The sequence below is a fragment of the Micromonospora sp. NPDC000207 genome (assembly GCF_040300925.1).
GTDB lineage: Bacteria > Actinomycetota > Actinomycetes > Mycobacteriales > Micromonosporaceae > Micromonospora.
In genome coordinates, this window is the sequence record NZ_JBEPEQ010000011.1 from 50,933 (window position 1) to 69,275 (window position 18,343).

13 protein-coding genes, 1 tRNA gene and 1 pseudogene are annotated in these 18,343 nt (G+C 71.8%); 9 read left to right on the top strand and 6 right to left on the bottom strand.

The window, feature by feature from the left end:
* Positions 1-22: 22 nt before the first annotated feature.
* Positions 23-1,231, bottom strand: a complete 1,209-nt coding sequence (locus ABT336_RS05080) for an MFS transporter (protein ID WP_350895213.1) — start codon at positions 1,229-1,231, stop codon at positions 23-25.
* A gap of 86 nt (positions 1,232-1,317) precedes the next feature.
* Positions 1,318-2,502: a glycosyltransferase family 2 protein gene (locus ABT336_RS05085; RefSeq protein ID WP_350895214.1), complete on the bottom strand. Its 1,185-nt coding sequence runs from the start codon at positions 2,500-2,502 to the stop codon at positions 1,318-1,320.
* Positions 2,503-2,699: 197 nt separating this feature from the next.
* On the opposite strand from ABT336_RS05085, the pseudogene ABT336_RS05090 reads away from it, so the two are divergent.
* Positions 2,700-3,549: pseudogene (locus ABT336_RS05090) on the top strand (DNA polymerase domain-containing protein).
* 21 nt (positions 3,550-3,570) lie between these two features.
* Here ABT336_RS05090 and ABT336_RS05095 read toward each other — a convergent pair.
* The 4 genes from ABT336_RS05095 to ABT336_RS05110 all read right to left on the bottom strand — a co-directional run bounded on the left by ABT336_RS05095 (position 3,571) and on the right by ABT336_RS05110 (position 6,160).
* Positions 3,571-3,642 (bottom strand) — tRNA-Arg (locus ABT336_RS05095).
* Positions 3,643-3,727: 85 nt separating this feature from the next.
* Positions 3,728-4,420: a winged helix-turn-helix domain-containing protein gene (locus ABT336_RS05100; RefSeq protein WP_350895215.1), complete on the bottom strand. Its 693-nt coding sequence runs from the start codon at positions 4,418-4,420 to the stop codon at positions 3,728-3,730.
* A 208-nt stretch (positions 4,421-4,628) separates the two neighbouring features.
* Positions 4,629-5,294 carry a DUF305 domain-containing protein gene (locus ABT336_RS05105; protein WP_350895216.1) on the bottom strand — a complete coding sequence of 222 codons (666 nt, stop codon included), beginning with the start codon at positions 5,292-5,294 and terminating at the stop codon, positions 4,629-4,631.
* Positions 5,295-5,311: 17 nt separating this feature from the next.
* Entirely contained in the window at positions 5,312-6,160 is an 849-nt protein-coding gene (locus tag ABT336_RS05110; RefSeq protein WP_350895217.1) for a thioredoxin-like domain-containing protein, read from the bottom strand.
* A gap of 100 nt (positions 6,161-6,260) precedes the next feature.
* On the opposite strand from ABT336_RS05110, the gene argS reads away from it, so the two are divergent.
* The 8 genes from argS to ABT336_RS05150 form a co-directional block, all read left to right on the top strand.
* The gene (gene argS, locus ABT336_RS05115; RefSeq protein WP_350895218.1) at positions 6,261-7,925 is read left to right on the top strand and encodes an arginine--tRNA ligase; all 1,665 of its coding nucleotides are present in this window, start codon (positions 6,261-6,263) and stop codon (positions 7,923-7,925) included.
* A gap of 31 nt (positions 7,926-7,956) precedes the next feature.
* Complete coding sequence (gene lysA / locus ABT336_RS05120) at positions 7,957-9,369, top strand: diaminopimelate decarboxylase (protein WP_350895219.1); 1,413 nt, start codon at positions 7,957-7,959, stop codon at positions 9,367-9,369.
* 8 nt (positions 9,370-9,377) lie between these two features.
* Positions 9,378-10,688 (top strand): homoserine dehydrogenase, encoded by a 1,311-nt coding sequence (locus tag ABT336_RS05125; protein WP_350895224.1) that lies wholly within the window; start codon positions 9,378-9,380, stop codon positions 10,686-10,688.
* Between the two features lie 139 nt (positions 10,689-10,827).
* Positions 10,828-11,877, top strand: coding sequence for a threonine synthase (gene thrC, locus ABT336_RS05130; RefSeq protein ID WP_350895220.1), 1,050 nt, complete (start codon positions 10,828-10,830; stop codon positions 11,875-11,877).
* A gap of 215 nt (positions 11,878-12,092) precedes the next feature.
* Positions 12,093-15,440, top strand: coding sequence for an efflux RND transporter permease subunit (locus ABT336_RS05135; protein WP_350895225.1), 3,348 nt, complete (start codon positions 12,093-12,095; stop codon positions 15,438-15,440).
* Positions 15,441-15,578: 138 nt separating this feature from the next.
* Complete coding sequence (locus ABT336_RS05140) at positions 15,579-16,430, top strand: polysaccharide deacetylase family protein (protein ID WP_350895221.1); 852 nt, start codon at positions 15,579-15,581, stop codon at positions 16,428-16,430.
* Between the two features lie 11 nt (positions 16,431-16,441).
* The gene (locus ABT336_RS05145; RefSeq protein WP_350895222.1) at positions 16,442-17,689 is read left to right on the top strand and encodes an MFS transporter; all 1,248 of its coding nucleotides are present in this window, start codon (positions 16,442-16,444) and stop codon (positions 17,687-17,689) included.
* Between the two features lie 85 nt (positions 17,690-17,774).
* Positions 17,775-18,343: homoserine kinase (locus ABT336_RS05150; protein WP_350895227.1), on the top strand; the 569-nt coding region annotated here is incomplete at its 3' end.

Below are 18,343 nucleotides of genomic sequence, written 5' to 3' on the forward strand. Positions count from 1 at the left end.
GCGGGGTTACCGGCCCGCCGGGTCAGATCCGGCGCAGCCCGGTGACCAGGGTCAGGGCCAGGACGGCGAGCAGGACGGCCAGGGTCAGCGTCAGCCCGATTCCACTGGCCGACCAGCCCACCAGCACCGGACCGAGGAGCATCCCGCTGTAGGTGAGGGTCTGGACCTTGGCCAGCGCCGCCGCCGCGTTGGCGTCGCCGGACTCGGCACCGCTGTGCCCGACCGCGCTCATGATCAGCGGCACGAGGACCGACATGCCGACACCGAGGACGGCGAAACCGGCGACCGCCACACTCGGCACCGGACTGAGTACCACGATCGACAGTCCGACGACCGCGACGACGCCACCCCACCGGATCAGCCGCCCGGCGCCCACCCGCTCCTGGATCCGGTCGCCGACCAGCCGGCCGGCGGCCTGGAAGACGCTGAACGCCAGGTAACCCAGGCTGGCGGTGGCCAGGGTGGCGCCCAACTCGTCGTGGAGGAAGACCCCACCCCAGTTGCCGACCGCCCCCTCGGCCACCAGGACCACGGTTCCGGTGACCCCGAGCAGGACCACCCGGGGGGTCCACCCCTCGTACCAGCGGACCTTCGGTTTGGTCTCGGTGGCGTACCCCTCGGACCGGTCGGCCGCGGCAGGCAGCAGGTGCCGGCCGGTGAAGAGGCCGAGCAGCAACAGGAAGCCGCAGATCAGCAGGAAGTGCCGGGTGGGGGAGAGGTCGGCCTTGATGGCCAGTGCGCCCAGCGCCGCGCCCGCCATCGCCCCGATGCTCCACCCGGCGTGGCAGCTGTTCATGATGGGTCGTCGCAGGGCCCGCTCCACTGTCACCGCGTGGGCGTTCATCGAGACGTCGATCAGCCCGTCGAAGATGCCGAAGAGCAGCAGGGCGAGCGCGAACTGCCACCGGTTGTCGGCGAATCCGATGCCCGCCAGGGAGAGCGGCAGACCCACCATCGTGACCCGGATGACCGGGGCGCTGCCGAAGCGGGCGACCAGGTTTCCGGTCGCCTGCATGGCGAACAGGCCGGTGACCACCGGCAGGACGAAGAAGAGCCCCAACTCGCCGTCGGTGAACCCGTACTTGATCTTCAGGGACGGCACCCGGACGAAGTAGCTCGCGAGCACCAGACCGGTGACCAGGAACGCGGCTGCCGTCGCCCACCGGGTCCACGGGGTGGGGTGCGCCGGCTCCGGCCCGAGGGGTGACGCCTTGACCTCACTGCTCACCATCGGTGCTCGTGTCCTTCCTGTCCGTGTCGTCGGTCCCCCTGTGCCCCACGGGGTCGTGGATCATGCACGTCGCGGAGCCGGCCCGGTCATCGGCGTCGGTCGTCGTCGGGGGCGGCCACCTTCCGGGCCACCCGCTCGGCCTCCCGGTGGATCGCCTCCCGGTAGCGCTGCCCGAGCCCGTCGATCGCCGGCAGCAGGCGGCACTCCTCGACGTCGTCGTCCGGGTAGGGCAGCCCGAACCCGGCCAGCGGGTACGTCTGCACCGGACGCACCGTGTCGAACAGGGCGGCGACCTCGGGCTCGGGCGTACCGGACCCGGTCTCGACGCGGGCCCCGACCACCAGGACGTCCCGGCCGTCGACGTCGCCCCGGACCACCGCCAGCGACCGGCCGGGACCGGCGGCCCCGGCCAGTTCCCGTTCGACCTCCGGATAGCACCGGTCCGCCTCCAGCCACCCGAAGGCCAACGCCAACTCCAGGTCGAGTCGGGGCCACTTGGCCAGGTAGTAGCGGTTGTTCGGCCACGCGGTCGCCCCGTTCGCCGCGACGTCCCGGGGGTGTGGCAGGTGCACAGCGAAGAAGGCGTCAGCCTGCACGATCGGGGTGCCGGTCCGGGACACCCGGAACGCCCACTCCTGGTCCTCCGGTCCCCAGCCCCGGAAGCCCTCGTCGAGCAGGAGGTCGTGTCGACGGACCACGTCCAGTGGCAGGGCCACCAGGCCCGTGCCGACGAAGGCCCACGGGAACCGGGCGATGGCCGGGGCGTACTCGGGGGTCCAACGGACGTCACCCCGGACGTCCCCGGAGGTCTCCACCCGGGCCATCCGGTCCCGGTAGGTGTCCCAGGAGAGCACCTGCGCGTCGGCCACGTCGCTGTCCACCACGTCGTGGTAGCCGATCGCCTGGCCGGTGACGCAGATGTTCTGCCCGTGGGCGAAGTGCCTGTCGTAGAGGTGCCGCAGGCCGTTGGCGGGCAGCGCCATGTCCGCGTCGAGCAGGAGGAGTACCTGTCCGGACGCGTGCCGGATGGCGAGGTTGCGGGCCCGGCTGACGTTCCACTCCTCGCCGGTGAGGACCGAGACCACGTCGATCCGGTCCTCGAACTCCCGGCACAGCGTCACGTACTCCGGGGAGTACTCCATCGCGCCCACGACGACCTCGAACTCGTCGCGCCCCAGGGTCTGTTCGGCCAGGGACGCGAAGACCAGCCGGAGCGTGGCCAGTCGCTGCTTGTACGGGATCACGATGCTGAACTTCAGTCTGCGCTCCATGTCAGCTCCTTGCGACCGTCACGTGTTGTCAACAGCTTGCCACCGATCTGGCAAGCCTGGCAACATGAGCGGTCGGGAGACCGTACGCCCCGAGACGCGTCGCGTCGCGTCGACCTCCCGAGACGCGTCGCTTCGACTCTCGGTGAGACGGGCCGCGCCTCGTTGACCTCGGGGTGCGGGCAGGCGAGGGTGGACCGATGAGCGGAACCGACGAGACCCGGGGCGACGTACCGCTGACCAACCTGGACCAGCCCCTCTTCGACGGGGCCGACGCCGACAAGCGGGACCTCGTCGACTACCTCGACGCCGTCCGGGACCGGATCCTGCCGTACCTGCGCCGTCGACCGCTGTCAGTGGTCCGGGTCCGTCCCGGACAGCCTGCCTTCATGCAGAAGAACCTGCCGAAGTACACCCCGGACTGGGTGGCCCGGACCCGGGTCTGGGCCGAGGCGTCCCACCGGGAGATCGCGTACGCCCTCTGTGACGACCGGCGGACGCTGCTCTGGTTCGCCAACCAGCGCGCCGTCGAGTACCACCCGACCCTCGCCACCGTCGAGGACCTGCACCGCCCCACCCACCTGGTGCTCGACCTCGACCCGCCGGAGGGGGACTCCTTCGCGAAGGCCGTCGCCGCGGCCCGGCTGGTCCGGCAGGCGCTCGCCGACGCCGGGCTGACCGGTGCGGTGAAGACCAGCGGCGCCAAGGGCCTGCACGTCTTCGTGCCGATGGAGGCGGGGACCGACCCGGCCGACACTGCCGCCGCCACCCGGGCACTGGCCGCTCGGGCCGAACGCCTGGACCCGGCGCTGGCCACCACCGCCTTCATCCGTGAGGACCGACCTCGACGCCGTCGCCCCGGCCGACTTCACCATCCGGACCGTGCCCGCTCTGGTCGCCGCCGGGGATCTCTGGTCGGCCGCGCTGCCCACGCCGCAACGGCTCCCCGCCGACCTGGTCGCCGAGGGGCACACCATCCCGGTGGCACGGGTCCAGGCGATGCACGAGGGAAAGCGCCGGGCACGGGCCCGGCGCTCCGCCGAAGGATGAGTGGAACAGAGTGGTGAAAGGTGCCCCCGGCAGGATTCGAACCTGCGCCCCCGCCTCCGGAGGGCGGTGCTCTATCCCCTGAGCTACGGGGGCTCAGCGACGGGGAAAGACTAGCAAAGGTCCTCCCGGTTCGCCGAATCGGTGCCCGGCGGTCCGCCGCGTGTCGCTGCGGGCCTGGTCAGGCGGCCAGGGGGCGTCCGCAGCTGGGCAGGGGGTGCAGCACCACCCGGCGGGGCAGTCGGCGGGGCCACTCGCCGCGCGGCCAGGAGCCGTCGACGATCAGGTGCACCGTCCGCTCCTCGGCGCCGCTGAGTCGCAGGACGAAGTCCCGGGGCAGCGGCGGGTCGACCGACGGAGTGGTGATCATGAACCGGACCCGGCCCCGGGAGGAGACCGCCGAGATCACGTCGGCGGCGGGCATGGTGCCGCGCAGGCGTACCCGGCCGATCCAGTAGACCTCGGCCACGTGCTCCTGGGCGGCCCGGGTGATCGCCGGGTACTCCAGGCGTACCCAGTGCTCGACCGCGCTCACGCAGAGCCCGCAGGCCCGCTCGCGGGGCTCGCGTGGCCCCAACCCCCAGGCCCGCAGGTACGCACCCACCGCCCCGTGGTCGAGCGGGAGCCCGAACCGGCGCTGGATGAGCAGGCCCAGGCTCTGTCGGGTCCAGAGCTCCTCGTCCAGGCCGAACTCGTCGGGGTGGACCCCGCGCAGCACGTCGATCAGTTCGAGTTCCTGTTCGCGGCTGAGCGCTCCGGGCTCGCTCTGCCGATGTCCGCGACGGACGGCTGCCACCGCCCCGTCACCGCCGATCGTGTGCCGTCGGCACCAACTGGTCACCGAACGGCGTGCGTCTCTCAGTGCAACCCCCACGTCCTGCGCAACGAGCCCGAATCACTACGGGTCACGATATGTGGGTAGAAAAACCTCTAACCTACACAATCGTCCAAATCGGTCTTATGCGTTCGAAAGCCGCGAACAGTGATCAGTCCGGCAGGAGGTGGTACGGCGAGAGGGTGGTGGCGGACCCGGGAAGCGGGTCGCCACCACCCTCTCGGTGGTACGGGTACGGGGCTGCCGGTCAGGGGCGCAGGCGCTCCAGGGCGTTGCGGAGGTTGACCAGGTCCTTCTGCTGGGTGTTCTTCATCGTTTGCGCGGTCCGGACCACGTCCGTCTCGTCGCTGGCCCCCAGGAGTCCGTCGATCATGTGGACGCCACCGATGTGATGCTTGATCATCATCTCCAGGAACAGGACGTCCACCTCCGGGCCCCGGGCCGCCTCCAGGCGGGCCATCTCCTCGGTGGTGGCCATGCCGGGCATCAACCCGTCACGGACCATCTCCTGCCCGCCCGGCATCCAGGCCATCCGGGGCTGGGTGCCGGACGGGTCCAGCTCCCAGGAGCGCAGCCAGGCCTGCATCCCGCCCATCTCGCCCTGCTGGGCCAGCGCGATGTCGAGCCCGATCTGCCGCACCTCGGGGTCGGTGCCGTGCTGGAAGGCGACCAGCCCCATCTGCACCGCCTGGGCGTGGTGGGTGGTCATGTCCCGGGAGAACCCGGCCTCGACCGACGCGTCCCCCGGACGGGTCAGGCTGGGGGTCAGGAGCCCACCGGCGTACCCGAGGAGCAGACCGACCACGACGGCGGCGGCGAGCGCCAGAGTGCCGAACCGTCGGGTCGGCGAGGGGCGACCGGCCGGTGCCGAGACCGCCGTGTCGTCGCGGCCGGTCGTCGTGGACGTGGTCATCGTTCCTCCCGCTGGTCTCAGCCCTGGGTCTGCGGCATCTGGGCACCGTCACGCGGCGTGGTGCCGGTGGCGGTGATGCCCTGCGAGCAGAGCGCGTTCGGCCCCTCGATCGAGGCGTTCACCCGGAGCGTGCGGGTGAACTCGTCGATCCTGCTGTCCCCGGCGTCGTCGACCTTGAGCTGGTAGCCCCAGGCCTGGAGCGAGATCGGCCTGTCCAGCCCCTCGTACGGGCTGAGCATCATCTTCTCGGTGCCCTGGACCTTCTCGGTCAGCTGCTGCACCTGGTCGGCGGGCAGGTCCGGCCGGTAGGTGATCCAGATCGCCCCGTGCTCCAGGCTGTGCACCGCGTGCTCGTTGGCAATCGGGGCGTCGTAGACGTCACCCATGCAGTTCTGCCAGCTGTTGTTGTGCGGACCGGCGACCGGCGGGCTCTGTGCGTACTCCACCGGTCCGGCCTGGTGGTTGGCGCCCTTGACCAGCTCCGGGTCGCTCTTGCGGAAGTTCTGGATGTCGGCGATGTTGTCGGCCCGCTCCTCCCAGGGACGCGATCCCTGGAAGGACGCCCAGGCGCCGTAGCCGATGATGGCGGTGGCCAGCACGCCGACGGCGACGAAGAGGGCGATGGGACCCCATGGCCGGCTCTGGCTGACCTTGACCGGGGCGATCGACTTGCGTCCGCCCTTGCCCTTGCCCTTGCCTCCCCCGGCCCGGCCCGGGGTGCCGGCACCGGGCTTGCCGCCCGGCCTGGCTCCGGACTTGCCGGCAGGGGGCTTCGCACCGGCGGCGGGCCGGTCGGCCGCCGGCTTCTTGCCGGTGCTGACCACGGACGGACGGCTGTGGTTGCCGCCCGGGGTGCTGATGCTCATCGGGCCTCGTCAGGATCGGTCGGTCAGGGGAGCCGGCGGTCCTGGCCCCGCACCGGGTCGCCGCCGCGGGGACCGAGTCTACCCCCGATAACATGGTTCGGTGACTCCCGCAGAACTCGCCGAGGTTGTACTCTCCGCTGCCCACGCCGTCTTCGCCGAACGGGGCCTGGACCGCTCCGCCCTGCCGGAACGGACCGCGGTCGAGCGACCCCGCAACCCCGAGCACGGGGACTACGCCTCGACGCTGGCCCTCCAGCTCAGCAAGCGGGTGGGGGTCGCCCCCCGTGACCTGGCCGCCGCCCTGGCCACCGAGCTCGGCCGGGCCCCCGGCGTGAAGTCGGTGGAGATCGCCGGTCCGGGCTTCCTGAACATCCGGCTGGACGCCGCCGCCGCCGGGCAGCTCGCCCGGACGATCGTCGAGGCCGGCCCGGAGTACGGCCGCAGCGCCACCCTCGCCGGGCTGAAGATCAACCTGGAGTTCGTGTCGGCCAACCCGACAGGCCCGGTGCACATCGGCGGGGCCCGGTGGGCGGCGGTCGGCGACGCGATGGGCCGGCTCCTGCGGGCCACCGGTGCCGACGTCGGCACCGAGTACTACGTCAACGACGCGGGCACCCAGATCGACAGGTTCGCCGCCTCCCTGCTCGCCGCCGCCCGGGGCGAGCCCGCCCCCGAGGACGGTTACGGGGGTGCCTACATCGCCGAGATCGCCGCGCAGGTGCAGGCCACCCGGCCGGAGGCGGCGACCCTCGACGACGAGGCGGCCCGGCAGGTCTTCCGGGACGAGGGCGTCGCGTTGATGCTCTCGGAGATCAAGTCTTCGCTGGGTCAGTTCGGCGTGGAGTTCGACAGGTACTTCAGCGAGCAGAGCCTGCACGACCGGGGTGAGCTGGAACACGCCCTGACCCGGCTCCGGACGCAGGGCCACGTCTACGACGACGGCGGCGCGGTCTGGCTGCGGACCACCGACTTCGGCGACGACAAGGACCGGGTCCTGCGCAAGTCGAACGGCGAGTGGACCTACTTCGCCGCCGACTGCGCCTACTACCTGGACAAGCGGGAGCGGGGGTTCGAGCGGGCGGTGTACATGCTCGGCGCGGACCACCACGGCTACCTCGGCCGGATGAAGGCCATGTCGGCCTGCTTCGGCGACGATCCGGACGTCAACCTGGAGCTGCTCATCGGCCAGCTGGTCAACCTGCTCCGCGACGGGGAACCGGTGCGGATGAGCAAGCGGGCCGGGACTGTGGTCACCCTGGAGGACCTGGTGGACGCGATCGGGGTGGACGCCGCCCGGTACGCCCTGGCCCGGTACTCCATCGACTCCCCGATCGACATCGACGTGGAGCTGTGGACCCGGGCCACCCGGGACAACCCGGTCTACTACGTCCAGTACGTGGCGGCCCGGACCGCCAGCGTCGGGCGCAACGCCGCCGAGGTGGGGCTGACCCGGGGGGAGGGGGACTCGTTCCACCCCGAGCTGCTCTCCCACGACAAGGAGAACGAGCTGCTCAAGGCGCTCGCCGAGCTTCCCGCAACGGTGGCCGCCGCCGCCGAGCTGCGGGAGCCGCACCGGGTGGCCCGCTACCTGGAGGAGCTGGCCGGGGCGTACCACCGGTTCTACGACAACTGCCGGATCCTCCCCCGGGGCGAGGAGGAGGTCACCGACCTGCACCGGGCTCGGCTCTGGCTCAACGACGCCACCCGTACGGTGATCGCGAACGGACTGCACCTGCTCGGGGTCTCCGCCCCGGAGCGGATGTGACAGGCGTGCGGGCGACGGAGGGAGAAGTCTGATGCGGGCGCACGAGGCCGGAGCGCTGCACGGCGACATCGGCAACCGGGGACCGGGCTGGCTGCGGGTGCCGGTGGACGTCAACGCGCTGATGCCGCAGCTGTGGCCGCGCAACGTGGTCCGGGACGACGCCGGCGAGGTGACTGTCGCCGGGCTGGGCGTCGGTGCGATCGCCGCCGAGTACGGCACCCCGGTGTACGTCCTCGACGAGGACGACCTGCGGGAACGGTGCCGGGAGTTCCAGGCCGCCTTCCCGACCGAGGACGTCTACTACGCGGGCAAGGCGTTCCTGTGCCGGGCGGTGGTCCGGATGGTCGCCGAGGAGGGCATGTTCCTGGACGTCTGCACCGGGGGCGAGCTGGCCACCGCGCTGGCCGCCGGGATGCCCCCGGAGCGGATCGGGTTCCACGGCAACAACAAGTCGGTGACCGAACTCACCCGGGCCCTGGACGCCGGGGTGGGGCGGATCATCGTCGACTCGTTCACCGAGATCGACAGGCTGACCGCCCTGGCCCGGGAGCGGGGGGTCCGCCCCCGGGTGTTGATCCGGGTCACCGTCGGCGTCGAGGCGCACACCCACGAGTTCATCGCCACCGCCCACGAGGACCAGAAGTTCGGTTTCTCGCTGGCCGGCGGGGCGGCGATCGCGGCGGCGCTGCGGATCCTCGACGAGGACGTCCTGGAGCTGCGTGGACTGCACTCGCACATCGGCTCGCAGATCTTCGACACCAGCGGGTTCGAGGTCTCCGCCCGGCGGGTGCTCGCCCTCCAGGCGCAGATCCGCGACGCCCGGGGGGTGGAGCTGCCCGAGCTGGACCTGGGCGGGGGGTTCGGGATCGCGTACACCTCGCAGGACGATCCGGCCGTCCCGGCCGAGCTGGCCAAGCGGCTGCGCAAGATCGTCGACTCGGAGTGCGCAGTCGAGAACCTGGCCGTACCGCATTTGTCGATCGAGCCGGGTCGGGCGATCGTCGGCCCCGCCGTGTTCACCCTCTACGAGGTGGGGACCGTCAAGTCGGTGCCGCTGGGTGCCGCCGGGGAGGGCACCGACGGGCGTCGGACGTACGTGAGCGTGGACGGGGGGATGAGCGACAACATCCGTACCGCCCTGTACGACGCGTCCTACTCGGCGACCGTGGCCTCCCGGGCATCGACGTCCCGCCCCGTGCTTGCCCGCGTGGTGGGAAAGCATTGTGAGTCCGGGGACGTCGTGGTGAAGGATGAATTCCTGCCCGCGGACGTGCAGCCCGGAGATCTTGTCGCTGTGCCCGGCACCGGTGCCTACTGCCGGAGCATGGCCAGCAACTACAACCACGTGCCCCGACCCCCCGTGGTCGCGGTCCGTGCCGGCCGGGCCCGCCTGATCGTCCGGCGGGAGACCGAAGACGACCTGCTCGCATTGGATGTTGGATGAGCTCACCTGTGCGCTTGGCCCTGCTCGGCTGCGGAACCGTCGGCAGCGAGGTGGTCCGGCTGCTGCACGAGCAGTCGGCCGACCTCGCGGCACGGATCGGTGCCCCTCTGGAGATCGCCGGCATCGCGGTTCGTCGGCACGGCCGCGACCGCGGTGACCTGCCCGTCGACCCCGGGCTGTTCACCACCGACCCGCTCGCCCTGATCAAGTCCGACGACGTGGACGTCGTGGTCGAGATGGTCGGTGGGATCGAACCGGCGCGGACCTGGCTGGTGGAGGCGCTCCGCAGCGGCAAGAGCGTGGTCACCGCGAACAAGGCGCTGCTGGCCGAGGACGGCGGGGCGTTGCACGACGCGGCGGCCGAGGGCGGCGCCGACCTCTACTACGAGGCCTCGGTGGCCGGGGCGATCCCGCTGCTGCGTCCGCTGCGCGAGTCGCTGCACGGTGACCGGATCAACCGGGTCACCGGCATCGTCAACGGCACCACCAACTTCATCCTCTCCGCCATGGACGCCACCGGTGCCGGGTTCGCCGAGGCCCTGGAGGAGGCGACCGAGCTGGGGTACGCCGAGGCGGACCCGACCGCCGACGTTGAGGGTTTCGACGCGGCGGCGAAGGCTGCCATCCTGGCCTCGCTGGCGTTCCACACCCGGGTCGGCGCTGCCGACGTGTACCGGGAGGGGATCACCGAGGTGACCGCCTCGGACATGGCCAGCGCCAAGGCGATGGGCTGCACCATCAAACTGCTCTGCATCGCCGCCCGGGGCACCGACCCGCAGGGCGGGGAGACGGTGAGCGTCCGGGTCCACCCGGCGATGATCCCGCTCGGTCACCCCCTGGCCAGCGTCGGTGACGCGTTCAACGCTGTCTTCGTCGAGGCGGAGGCGGCCGGGCAGCTGATGTTCTACGGGCGGGGTGCCGGTGGGGCCCCGACCGCCAGCGCGGTCCTGGGCGACGTGGTGGCGGTGGCCCGCAACCGGCTCGCCGGGGCGCGGGCGGCGAGCGAGTCCGCGTACGCCGACCTGTCGGTCCGGCCGATGGGGGAGGCGCTCACCCGCTACCACATCAGCCTCGACGTGGCCGACCGTCCGGGGGTGCTCGCCTCGGTCGCCGGGGTGTTCTCCCGGCACGACGTGTCGATCGCCACCGTTCGGCAGGGGTCGGCCGAGGCCGGCACCGGACGCGACGACGACGCCGAACTGGTCATCGTGACCCACGTGGCACCGGACGCGGCGTTGGCCGCCACCGTCCACGAGCTGCGTAGCCTGGACACCGTCCGTTCGGTGACCAGCGTGCTGCGGGTCGAGGGCGGGGTCTGAGGAACACCCCGTGGTCCGGCACCGGGTGGGCGTGTCCCGCCAGGTGGATGACCGCGGGTGCGGCACGGGCCGGTCCGGTGGGCTGGTCCACCCTGAGGAGCCGTTCCCGGCCGGGGCGGCACAGAGCGAGGAGAGCGACATGTGGCGGGGTCTGATCGAGGCGTACCGGAACCGGCTGCCGGTCACCGACGCCACGCCCGTCGTCAGCCTGCACGAGGGGAACACCCCGCTGCTGCCCGCCCCGGTGCTCTCCGCCCGGCTCGGCTGTGACGTGTACCTCAAGGTCGAGGGGGCCAACCCGACCGGTTCGTTCAAGGACCGGGGGATGACCCTCGCCGTCTCCAAGGCCGTCGGGGCCGGGGACAAGGCGATCATCTGTGCCTCCACCGGCAACACCAGCGCCTCCGCCGCCGCGTACGCGGCCCGGGCCGGGATCACCTGCGCGGTGCTGGTGCCGCAGGGCAAGATCGCGTTGGGCAAGCTGGCCCAGGCCCTGGTGCACGGGGCGAAGCTGCTCCAGGTCAACGGCAACTTCGACGACTGTCTGGCGCTCGCCGGGAAGTTGGCCCAGGACTACCCGGTGGCGCTGGTCAACTCGGTCAACATCGACAGGCTGCACGGGCAGAAGACCGCCGCCTTCGAGATCGTCGAGGCGCTCGGGGACGCCCCTGACATCCACTGCCTGCCGGTCGGCAACGCGGGCAACATCTCCGCGTACTGGATGGGCTACAACGAGGACCTGCGCGACGGCAACTCCACCCGGGCCCCCAAGATGTACGGCTTCCAGGCCGCCGGGTCCGCCCCCATCGTCACCGGTCAGGTGGTGGCCGAGCCGTCGACCATCGCCACCGCGATCCGGATCGGCAACCCGGCGAGCTGGACCCGGGCGATCGACGCCCGGGACGCCTCCGGCGGGCTGATCGCCTCGGTCACCGACCGGGAGATCCTGGCCGCGTACCGGCTGCTCGCCCGGGAGGTCGGTGTCTTCGTCGAGTTGGGGAGCGCAGCCAGCGTCGCCGGGCTGCTCCAGCAGGGTGCGGCCGGTACCGTCCCGGCCGGTTCCACTGTGGTGTGCACCGTCACCGGGCACGGTCTGAAGGACCCGGAGTGGGCGATCACCACCGCGCCCTCGCCGATCACCATCGCCAACGACCCGCTGGCCGCCGCCCGCTCCCTCGACCTCGTCTGACGGGCAGTCGCCCGCCGCCTCGGCCCGCCCGCCCGCCGCCTCGGCCCTGTCCTGGTCGGTCGCCTGCCGTCTCGGCCCGGTCGGTTTCGTGACGGCCGGTTGCGTCGGCCGATCGAGGCGGACCCGGTGTGGCGCGGTGCCCCGCAAACGGTGGGAGTGACCGGATCGGGCAGACTGATGTCGCCAAATCCTTAAACCCAGAAGTGAGCTACGCCATGTCGCTGCTCGCCAGATTCAGCCTCGCCAACCGAGGGCTGATAGCCCTCATCGCGGTGGTGACCACGGCGTTCGGCCTGTTCGCCGTGCCGTCGCTGAAGCAGCAACTCCTTCCGTCGCTGGAACTCCCCGCCGCCTTCGTCGTGGCCACCTATCCCGGTGCCGCGCCGGAGATCGTGGAGTCCCAGGTCACCGAGCCGATCGAGAACAGTCTCCAGGGCATCGACGGGCTCGACGAGGTCGCCTCGACCTCCCGGGAGGGGCTGGCCACCGTCCAGGTCTCCTTCGAGTTCGGCACCGACCTGGACGACGTGGTCAACCAGATGCAGACCGGGCTGAGCCGGATCGCCTCGCAGCTGCCCGACGGCGTCGACCCGCAGGTCGTCGCGGGGAGCACCGACGACCTCCCGGCCGTGGTGCTGGCCGCGACGGCCGACGGGGACGAGCGGGCGCTGGCCGCCCGGCTCCGGGCGTCGGTGGTCCCGGAGCTGGAGGCGATCGAGGGGGTACGCACCGTCGAGGTTACCGGCGACCGCGACGACGTCGTGGTGATCATCCCGGACACGGCGAAGCTCACCAAGGCCAAGCTCCAGCCGACCGCCATCGGGACGGCGTTGAAGAACAACGGGGTCGCCGTTCCGGCCGGGGCGGTCACCGACGGGGACCGGGCGCTGACGGTCCAGGTGGGAACGCCGATCACCAGCCTGGACGACCTGCGCGGGATCGTGCTCGCCCCGACCCAGTCGAAGGCGTCCCCGGTCCGGCTCGGCGACGTGGCCTCGGTGGAGCAGCGGTCGGCCCCGCCGACCGGGTTCACCCGTACCAACGGTCAGGACAGTCTGGGGCTGGCGGTCACCGCCGCCCCGGACGGCAACGCGGTGGAGATCTCGCACCAGATCCGGGACCGGATCGCCGAGCTGGAGACGGCCGCGGGTGCCGGCCTCACCGTCGTCTTCGACCAGGCGCCGTTCGTGGAGAAGTCGATCGAGACGCTGAGCACGGAGGGGCTCCTCGGGCTGGTGATGGCGATCATCGTCATCCTGGTCTTCCTGCTGTCGGTCCGCTCCACCGTGGTCACGGCGGTCTCCATCCCGTTGTCGGTGCTGGTGGCGCTCCTCGCCCTGTGGATCGGTGACTACTCGCTGAACCTGCTCACCCTCGGGGCGTTGACGATCGCCGTCGGGCGGGTGGTGGACGACTCGATCGTGGTGCTGGAGAACATCAAACGCCACCTGGAGTACGGCGAACCGAAGCGGGACGCGATCCTCGTGGCGGTCCGCGAGGTGGCCGGTGCGGTGACCGCGTCGACGTTGACCACGGTGGCGGTCTTCGCCCCGATCGTGCTGGTCGGCGGCTTCGTCGGTCAGCTCTTCGCCCCGTTCGCGATCACCGTCACCGTGGCGCTCGTCGCCTCGTTGCTGGTGTCGCTGACGGTCGTCCCGGTGCTGGCGTACTGGTTCCTGAAGCAGCCCGCCGTCACCCCTGACGTACGCCGGGCCGCCGAGGAGAGGGAGCTGCGCAACCCCCTCCAGCGGGGATACCTGCCGGTGATCGACTTTGCCACCCGTACTCGCCGGACCCGTTGGACCACCCTCGGGCTCGGTCTGGTGGTGCTGGTCGGCACGGTCCTGCTCGGCAGCCGACTGGAGACCAACTTCCTGGACGACGCCGGGCAGAACACCCTGAGCATCACCCAGAAGCTGCCGGCGGGCAGCGGACTGGCCGCCACCGACCAGGCGGCCCGCCGGATCGAGACGGTCCTGGCCGACACCGACGGGGTACGGAGTTACCAGGTCACCGCCGGTGGCAGCGACAACCCGTTCGCCGGTGGCGGCAGGGGTGCCGAGACGGCCGGATTCTCGGTGACCCTCGACGAGGAGGCCGACGCCGAGCGGGTGCGGGAGGAACTCCGTCGGGAGATCGACCGCCTCGGGGACGGGATCGGTGAGGTCACCTTCGGCAGCGGGCAGGGCGGTGCCGCCGGCAACGAGATCCGGGTGATCGTCGAGGCGTCGGACCCCGAGGTGATGGCGCGGGCGGCCGAGGAGGCCCGGCGGGTGATGGCCGAGACCACCGACGTGGCCGACGTCACCACCAGCCTCGCCGAGCGGGTCGCCCGGGTCGACGTCGTGGTGGACCGGATGGCCGCTGCCCGGGCCGGGCTGACCGAGGCGGCCGTCGGGCAGGCGGTGGCCCAGGTGTACCGGGGCACTCCGCTGGGACAGGTGTCTGTCGACGGGGAGCAGCGCACCGTGGTCCTGGCCACCGGCGGCACCCCGCCGACGACCGTCGGCGAACTGCGGAACCTGCGGGTCGGCTCGGTCAGGCTGGACGACATCGCCGACATCGAGCAGTCCGAGGGGCCGCAGCAGATCTCCCGGATCGACGGGGAGCGCAGCGTCTCGGTGACCGGTACGGCGACCGGCTCCAACCTCGGTGCGACAAGCGGTGAGCTGCGTGACCGGTTGGACGGCCTCGACGTGCCGGGGGCGACCTTCACCCTCGGCGGGGTCAGCGCCGACCAGGAGGAGGCCTTCGCCGACCTGGGGCTGGCGGTGTTGGCAGCCATCGCGATCGTCTTCCTGATCATGGTGGCGACGTTCCGGAGCCTGCTCCAGTCGCTGATCCTGCTGGTCTCCGTGCCGTTCGCGGCGACCGGGGCGATCGGTCTGCTGCTGGTGACCGACACCGCGCTGGGCGTACCGGCGCTGATCGGTGTGCTGATGCTGGTGGGGATCGTGGTGACGAACGCCATCGTGCTGCTGGACCTGGTCAACCAGTACCGGGCGCAGGGGATGGGGGTCCGGGAGGCGGTGGTCGAGGGTGGTCGACGTCGACTGCGCCCGATCCTGATGACCGCGATCGCCACCATCTTCGCGTTGATGCCGATGGCGTTCGGCCTGACCGGTGAGGGGGGATTCATCTCCCAGCCCCTCGCGATCGTGGTGATCGGCGGCCTGCTCAGCTCCACCCTGCTGACCCTGGTCCTCGTGCCCACCCTGTACGCGATGACCGAGCACACCAAGGAGAGCCTGCGGGGACGGTGGGAGCGCCGCTTCGCCGGGGGCACCGCCGTCACGGAGTCGACTGGGGACACCGGTGTGACGGTCGGATCCTCGACGGAGAAGGCTGGTTCGGCACCGCGTACCGCCACCGGGCCGACGTCGGGCGGCGCGGCGACGGGCGGCGCGGCGGCGAGCGGCGCGGCGGCGAGCGGTGGTGACCCTGGTGGAACCGGCCCGGGGGCCCGACCCGCGACGTCCGGGGCACTGATCGAGGGCACCGACCAGTTCGAGGTGCTCCGGCTGCCCAAGAGCCGACGGTCGCCGTTGCCGCCGACCGAGTAGGTGGACGACGGCACGTGGTGTGTGAACGCCCTCGGCGGGGTCTCCCCGCCGGGGGCGTTCCGCGTCGCGGAACGACAGTGGTCTCCGGAGAATCACCGACTACGCTGAGTAAGCAGAAGTGTCGTCGAGGTCGTGGGTGTGGTCGGGGTGCACAGTGGACCGGAGCCGAGCGCGAGGAGCGGCACCGCCAGGTGGGCGCGGCGGGGAGTGCTGGGTGAGGCCCTGTTGTTCGCCGGCGGGGCCGCCCTGGGGGCGGCGATCACCGACGGCGACGCCCTGTCGACCTCCCGGCGGAAGCTCCCGGACGGGCCGGTCAGCGCCACCCTCGGCAGCGGCCGTCAGGACGTCGGACGGGGTGGGATCGGGGTGGCCTGGGCCGGCGACCCGACGGCCCGACGGGTCGCGTTGACCTTCGACGACGGCCCCGGGCCACTGTGGACGCCGCAGGTGTTGGACACCCTCGACCGGTACGAAGTCCCGGCCACGTTCTTCCTGGTCGGCGAGCGGGCCAGACGTCATGCGGACCTGCTGCGGGGGCGACTCGACCGGCACGAGGTGGGCAACCACAGTTGGGCGCACACCGACCTTGCCCGACTGGACGCCAGGGCGGCCCACGACGACCTGCGGCGGACCCACGACGTGGTGACCGAGGTCACCGGGGTGGCCCCTCGGCTGCTCCGGCCACCGTACGGGCACCTCGGTGGAGCGGTCCTGCACGCCGCCGTACGCCTGGACTACCGGTTGGTGTTCTGGACGCTGCAGATGCGTGAGCGTGAGTTCCCCGCCGACCCGGCCGGTCACGCCCGCCGGATCGTGGCCGACGTCAGCCCCGGCACCATCCTGCTCGCCCACGACGTCGGCAAGCCCCGCCGACGGGTGGCCCTGGACGGGTTGCCCGCAATGATCGGGGGGCTGCGGGAGCGCGGCTTCGAGTTCGTCACGGTGTCGCAGATCCTGCAGAACACCGGTTCGGCGGGTCGAGCCGAGTAGCGTTCGGGTTCGTGGCCTCAACCGTGTCGGTCCTGACCCGTAACCGCAGTTTCCGCAGGCTGGTCTGCGCCCAGTTGGTGGTGTTCGGCGCCGACTGGTTCGTGATGGTGCCGCTGCTGGTGCTGCTGCCCGCCCTGACCGGGAGCGGGGTCTGGGGCGCTCTGGTGCTGGCCGTGGACACCGGGATCCTGGCCCTGCTGCTGCCGTACACCGGAACCGTCGCCGACCGGTTCGACCGCCGGAAGGTGATGATGGTGGCGAACGCCGCCGCACTGGTCGGTGCGATGCTGCTGCTCGGGGTCCGCAGCGCGGACACCGCCTGGCTGGCGTTGGTGGGGATCGGCGTGATCGCGGTGGCGAAGGCCTTCTACTCGCCGGCCGCCCAGGCCGCCCTGCCGAACGTCCTCGACCTCGACGAACTGGCCGCCGGTAACGCGGTTGCCGGTTCCGCCTGGGGGACGATGACCATCGTCGGCTCCTCCCTGGGCGGCCTGCTCAGTGCCGTCGTCGGGCCGTACGCCTGCTTCTGGGTGGCGGGGTTGGGCCTGGTGGTGGCGGCGGGCCTCACCGCCGTCATCCGCCGGCCCCTCCAGGCACCCCGCGACGAGACCGGACCCCGGCAGCGGACCGCTGCGGCGATCCGGGAGGCCCTCGTCTACATCGGACACCGTCCCCGGGTGCTGGCGCTGGTCACTGTGAAGTCGGCGGTCGGCCTGGGCAACGGGGTCCTGACCGTCTTCCCACTGCTGGCCGGAGTGTACGGCGTCGGCGCGCTCGGCACCGGACTGCTCTTCGCGGTACGCGGGGCGGGTGCCCTCGTCGGTCCGATCCTCATGCGCCGGGTGTTGACCCGACGGTCCTGGTTGCTCACCGGCCTGGCCTGGTCGATGGCGCTCTACGGGCTGGCCTACCTGGGCACCTCGATGGTCGGGTGGTTCCCGCTGGTGCTCCTGCTGGTCTTCGTGGCCCACTTCGCCGGCGGGAGCAACTGGGTGATGTCCAACTACGCCCTTCAGGGAGAGGTGCCCGACCGGTTGCGCGGACGGGTCTTCGCCACCGACATGATGCTCGCCACCCTGGCCATCTCGGTCAGCCAACTGGCTGTCGCCTCGGTGGTCGACCTGGTCGACGAGCGGGTGGTCCTGGCCGGATGCGGGCTGGTCACCGTGGTCTATGCAGTGGGTTGGCGGATCGCCACCCGGGGGCTCTCCCTCTCCGACCCGGTCCCCGAGCCGCAGCCCACCCCGGTCGGCCGCTAGTCGTCCCAGGGGCCGGGCGGGCGACGGGGGTGTCGTCGCCGGGCCATAGGCTGGGCCCGTGCCGACGACATTCGAGACCGGGCCGATGCGGGTCCGGGTCCCCGCCACCAGCGCCAACCTCGGGCCGGGCTTCGACGCGCTGGGGCTGGCGCTCGGGCGCTACGACGACGTGGCCGCCGAGGTGACCACCGGTGGGGTGCGGGTGACGGTGCACGGTGAGGGGGCCGACGAGCTTCCCGCCGACGACCGGCACCTTGTCGTACGGGCCATGCGGGCAACGTTCGAGGTCCTCGGGGGGCAGCCGCCGGGGCTGGCCGTGGAGTGCGTGAACCGGATCCCGCAGGCGCGTGGGCTGGGCTCCTCGTCGGCGGCGATCGTCGCCGGGGTGCAGCTCGCCCGGGCGCTGGTGGTCGACGGGACGCGGCGACTGGACGACGCGGCGACGCTGCGGTTGGCCGCCGAGATCGAAGGACACCCGGACAACGTCGCACCCTGCCTGCTCGGCGGGTTCACCGTGGCGTGGACCGAGGAGACCGGGGCCCGGGCGGTGTCGCTCCCGGTCACCGACGGCGTACGGCCGACGGTGTTCGTACCGGTGGGGCGGGGTTTGACCGCCGAGGCGCGGGCCGCGCTGCCGCAGACGGTGCCGCACGC

Excerpts from the sequence above, each read along its gene's own strand:
- ABT336_RS05080 (WP_350895213.1), bottom strand. The coding sequence starts at position 1,231 with ATGGTGAGCAGTGAGGTCAAGGCGTCACCCCTCGGGCCGGAGCCGGCG.
- ABT336_RS05085 (WP_350895214.1), bottom strand. The coding sequence starts at position 2,502 with ATGGAGCGCAGACTGAAGTTCAGCATCGTGATCCCGTACAAGCAGCGA.
- ABT336_RS05105 (WP_350895216.1), bottom strand. The coding sequence starts at position 5,294 with ATGACCACGTCCACGACGACCGGCCGCGACGACACGGCGGTCTCGGCA.
- ABT336_RS05110 (WP_350895217.1), bottom strand. The coding sequence starts at position 6,160 with ATGAGCATCAGCACCCCGGGCGGCAACCACAGCCGTCCGTCCGTGGTC.
- lysA (WP_350895219.1), top strand. The coding sequence starts at position 7,957 with ATGCGGGCGCACGAGGCCGGAGCGCTGCACGGCGACATCGGCAACCGG.
- thrC (WP_350895220.1), top strand. The coding sequence starts at position 10,828 with ATGTGGCGGGGTCTGATCGAGGCGTACCGGAACCGGCTGCCGGTCACC.
- ABT336_RS05135 (WP_350895225.1), top strand. The coding sequence starts at position 12,093 with ATGTCGCTGCTCGCCAGATTCAGCCTCGCCAACCGAGGGCTGATAGCC.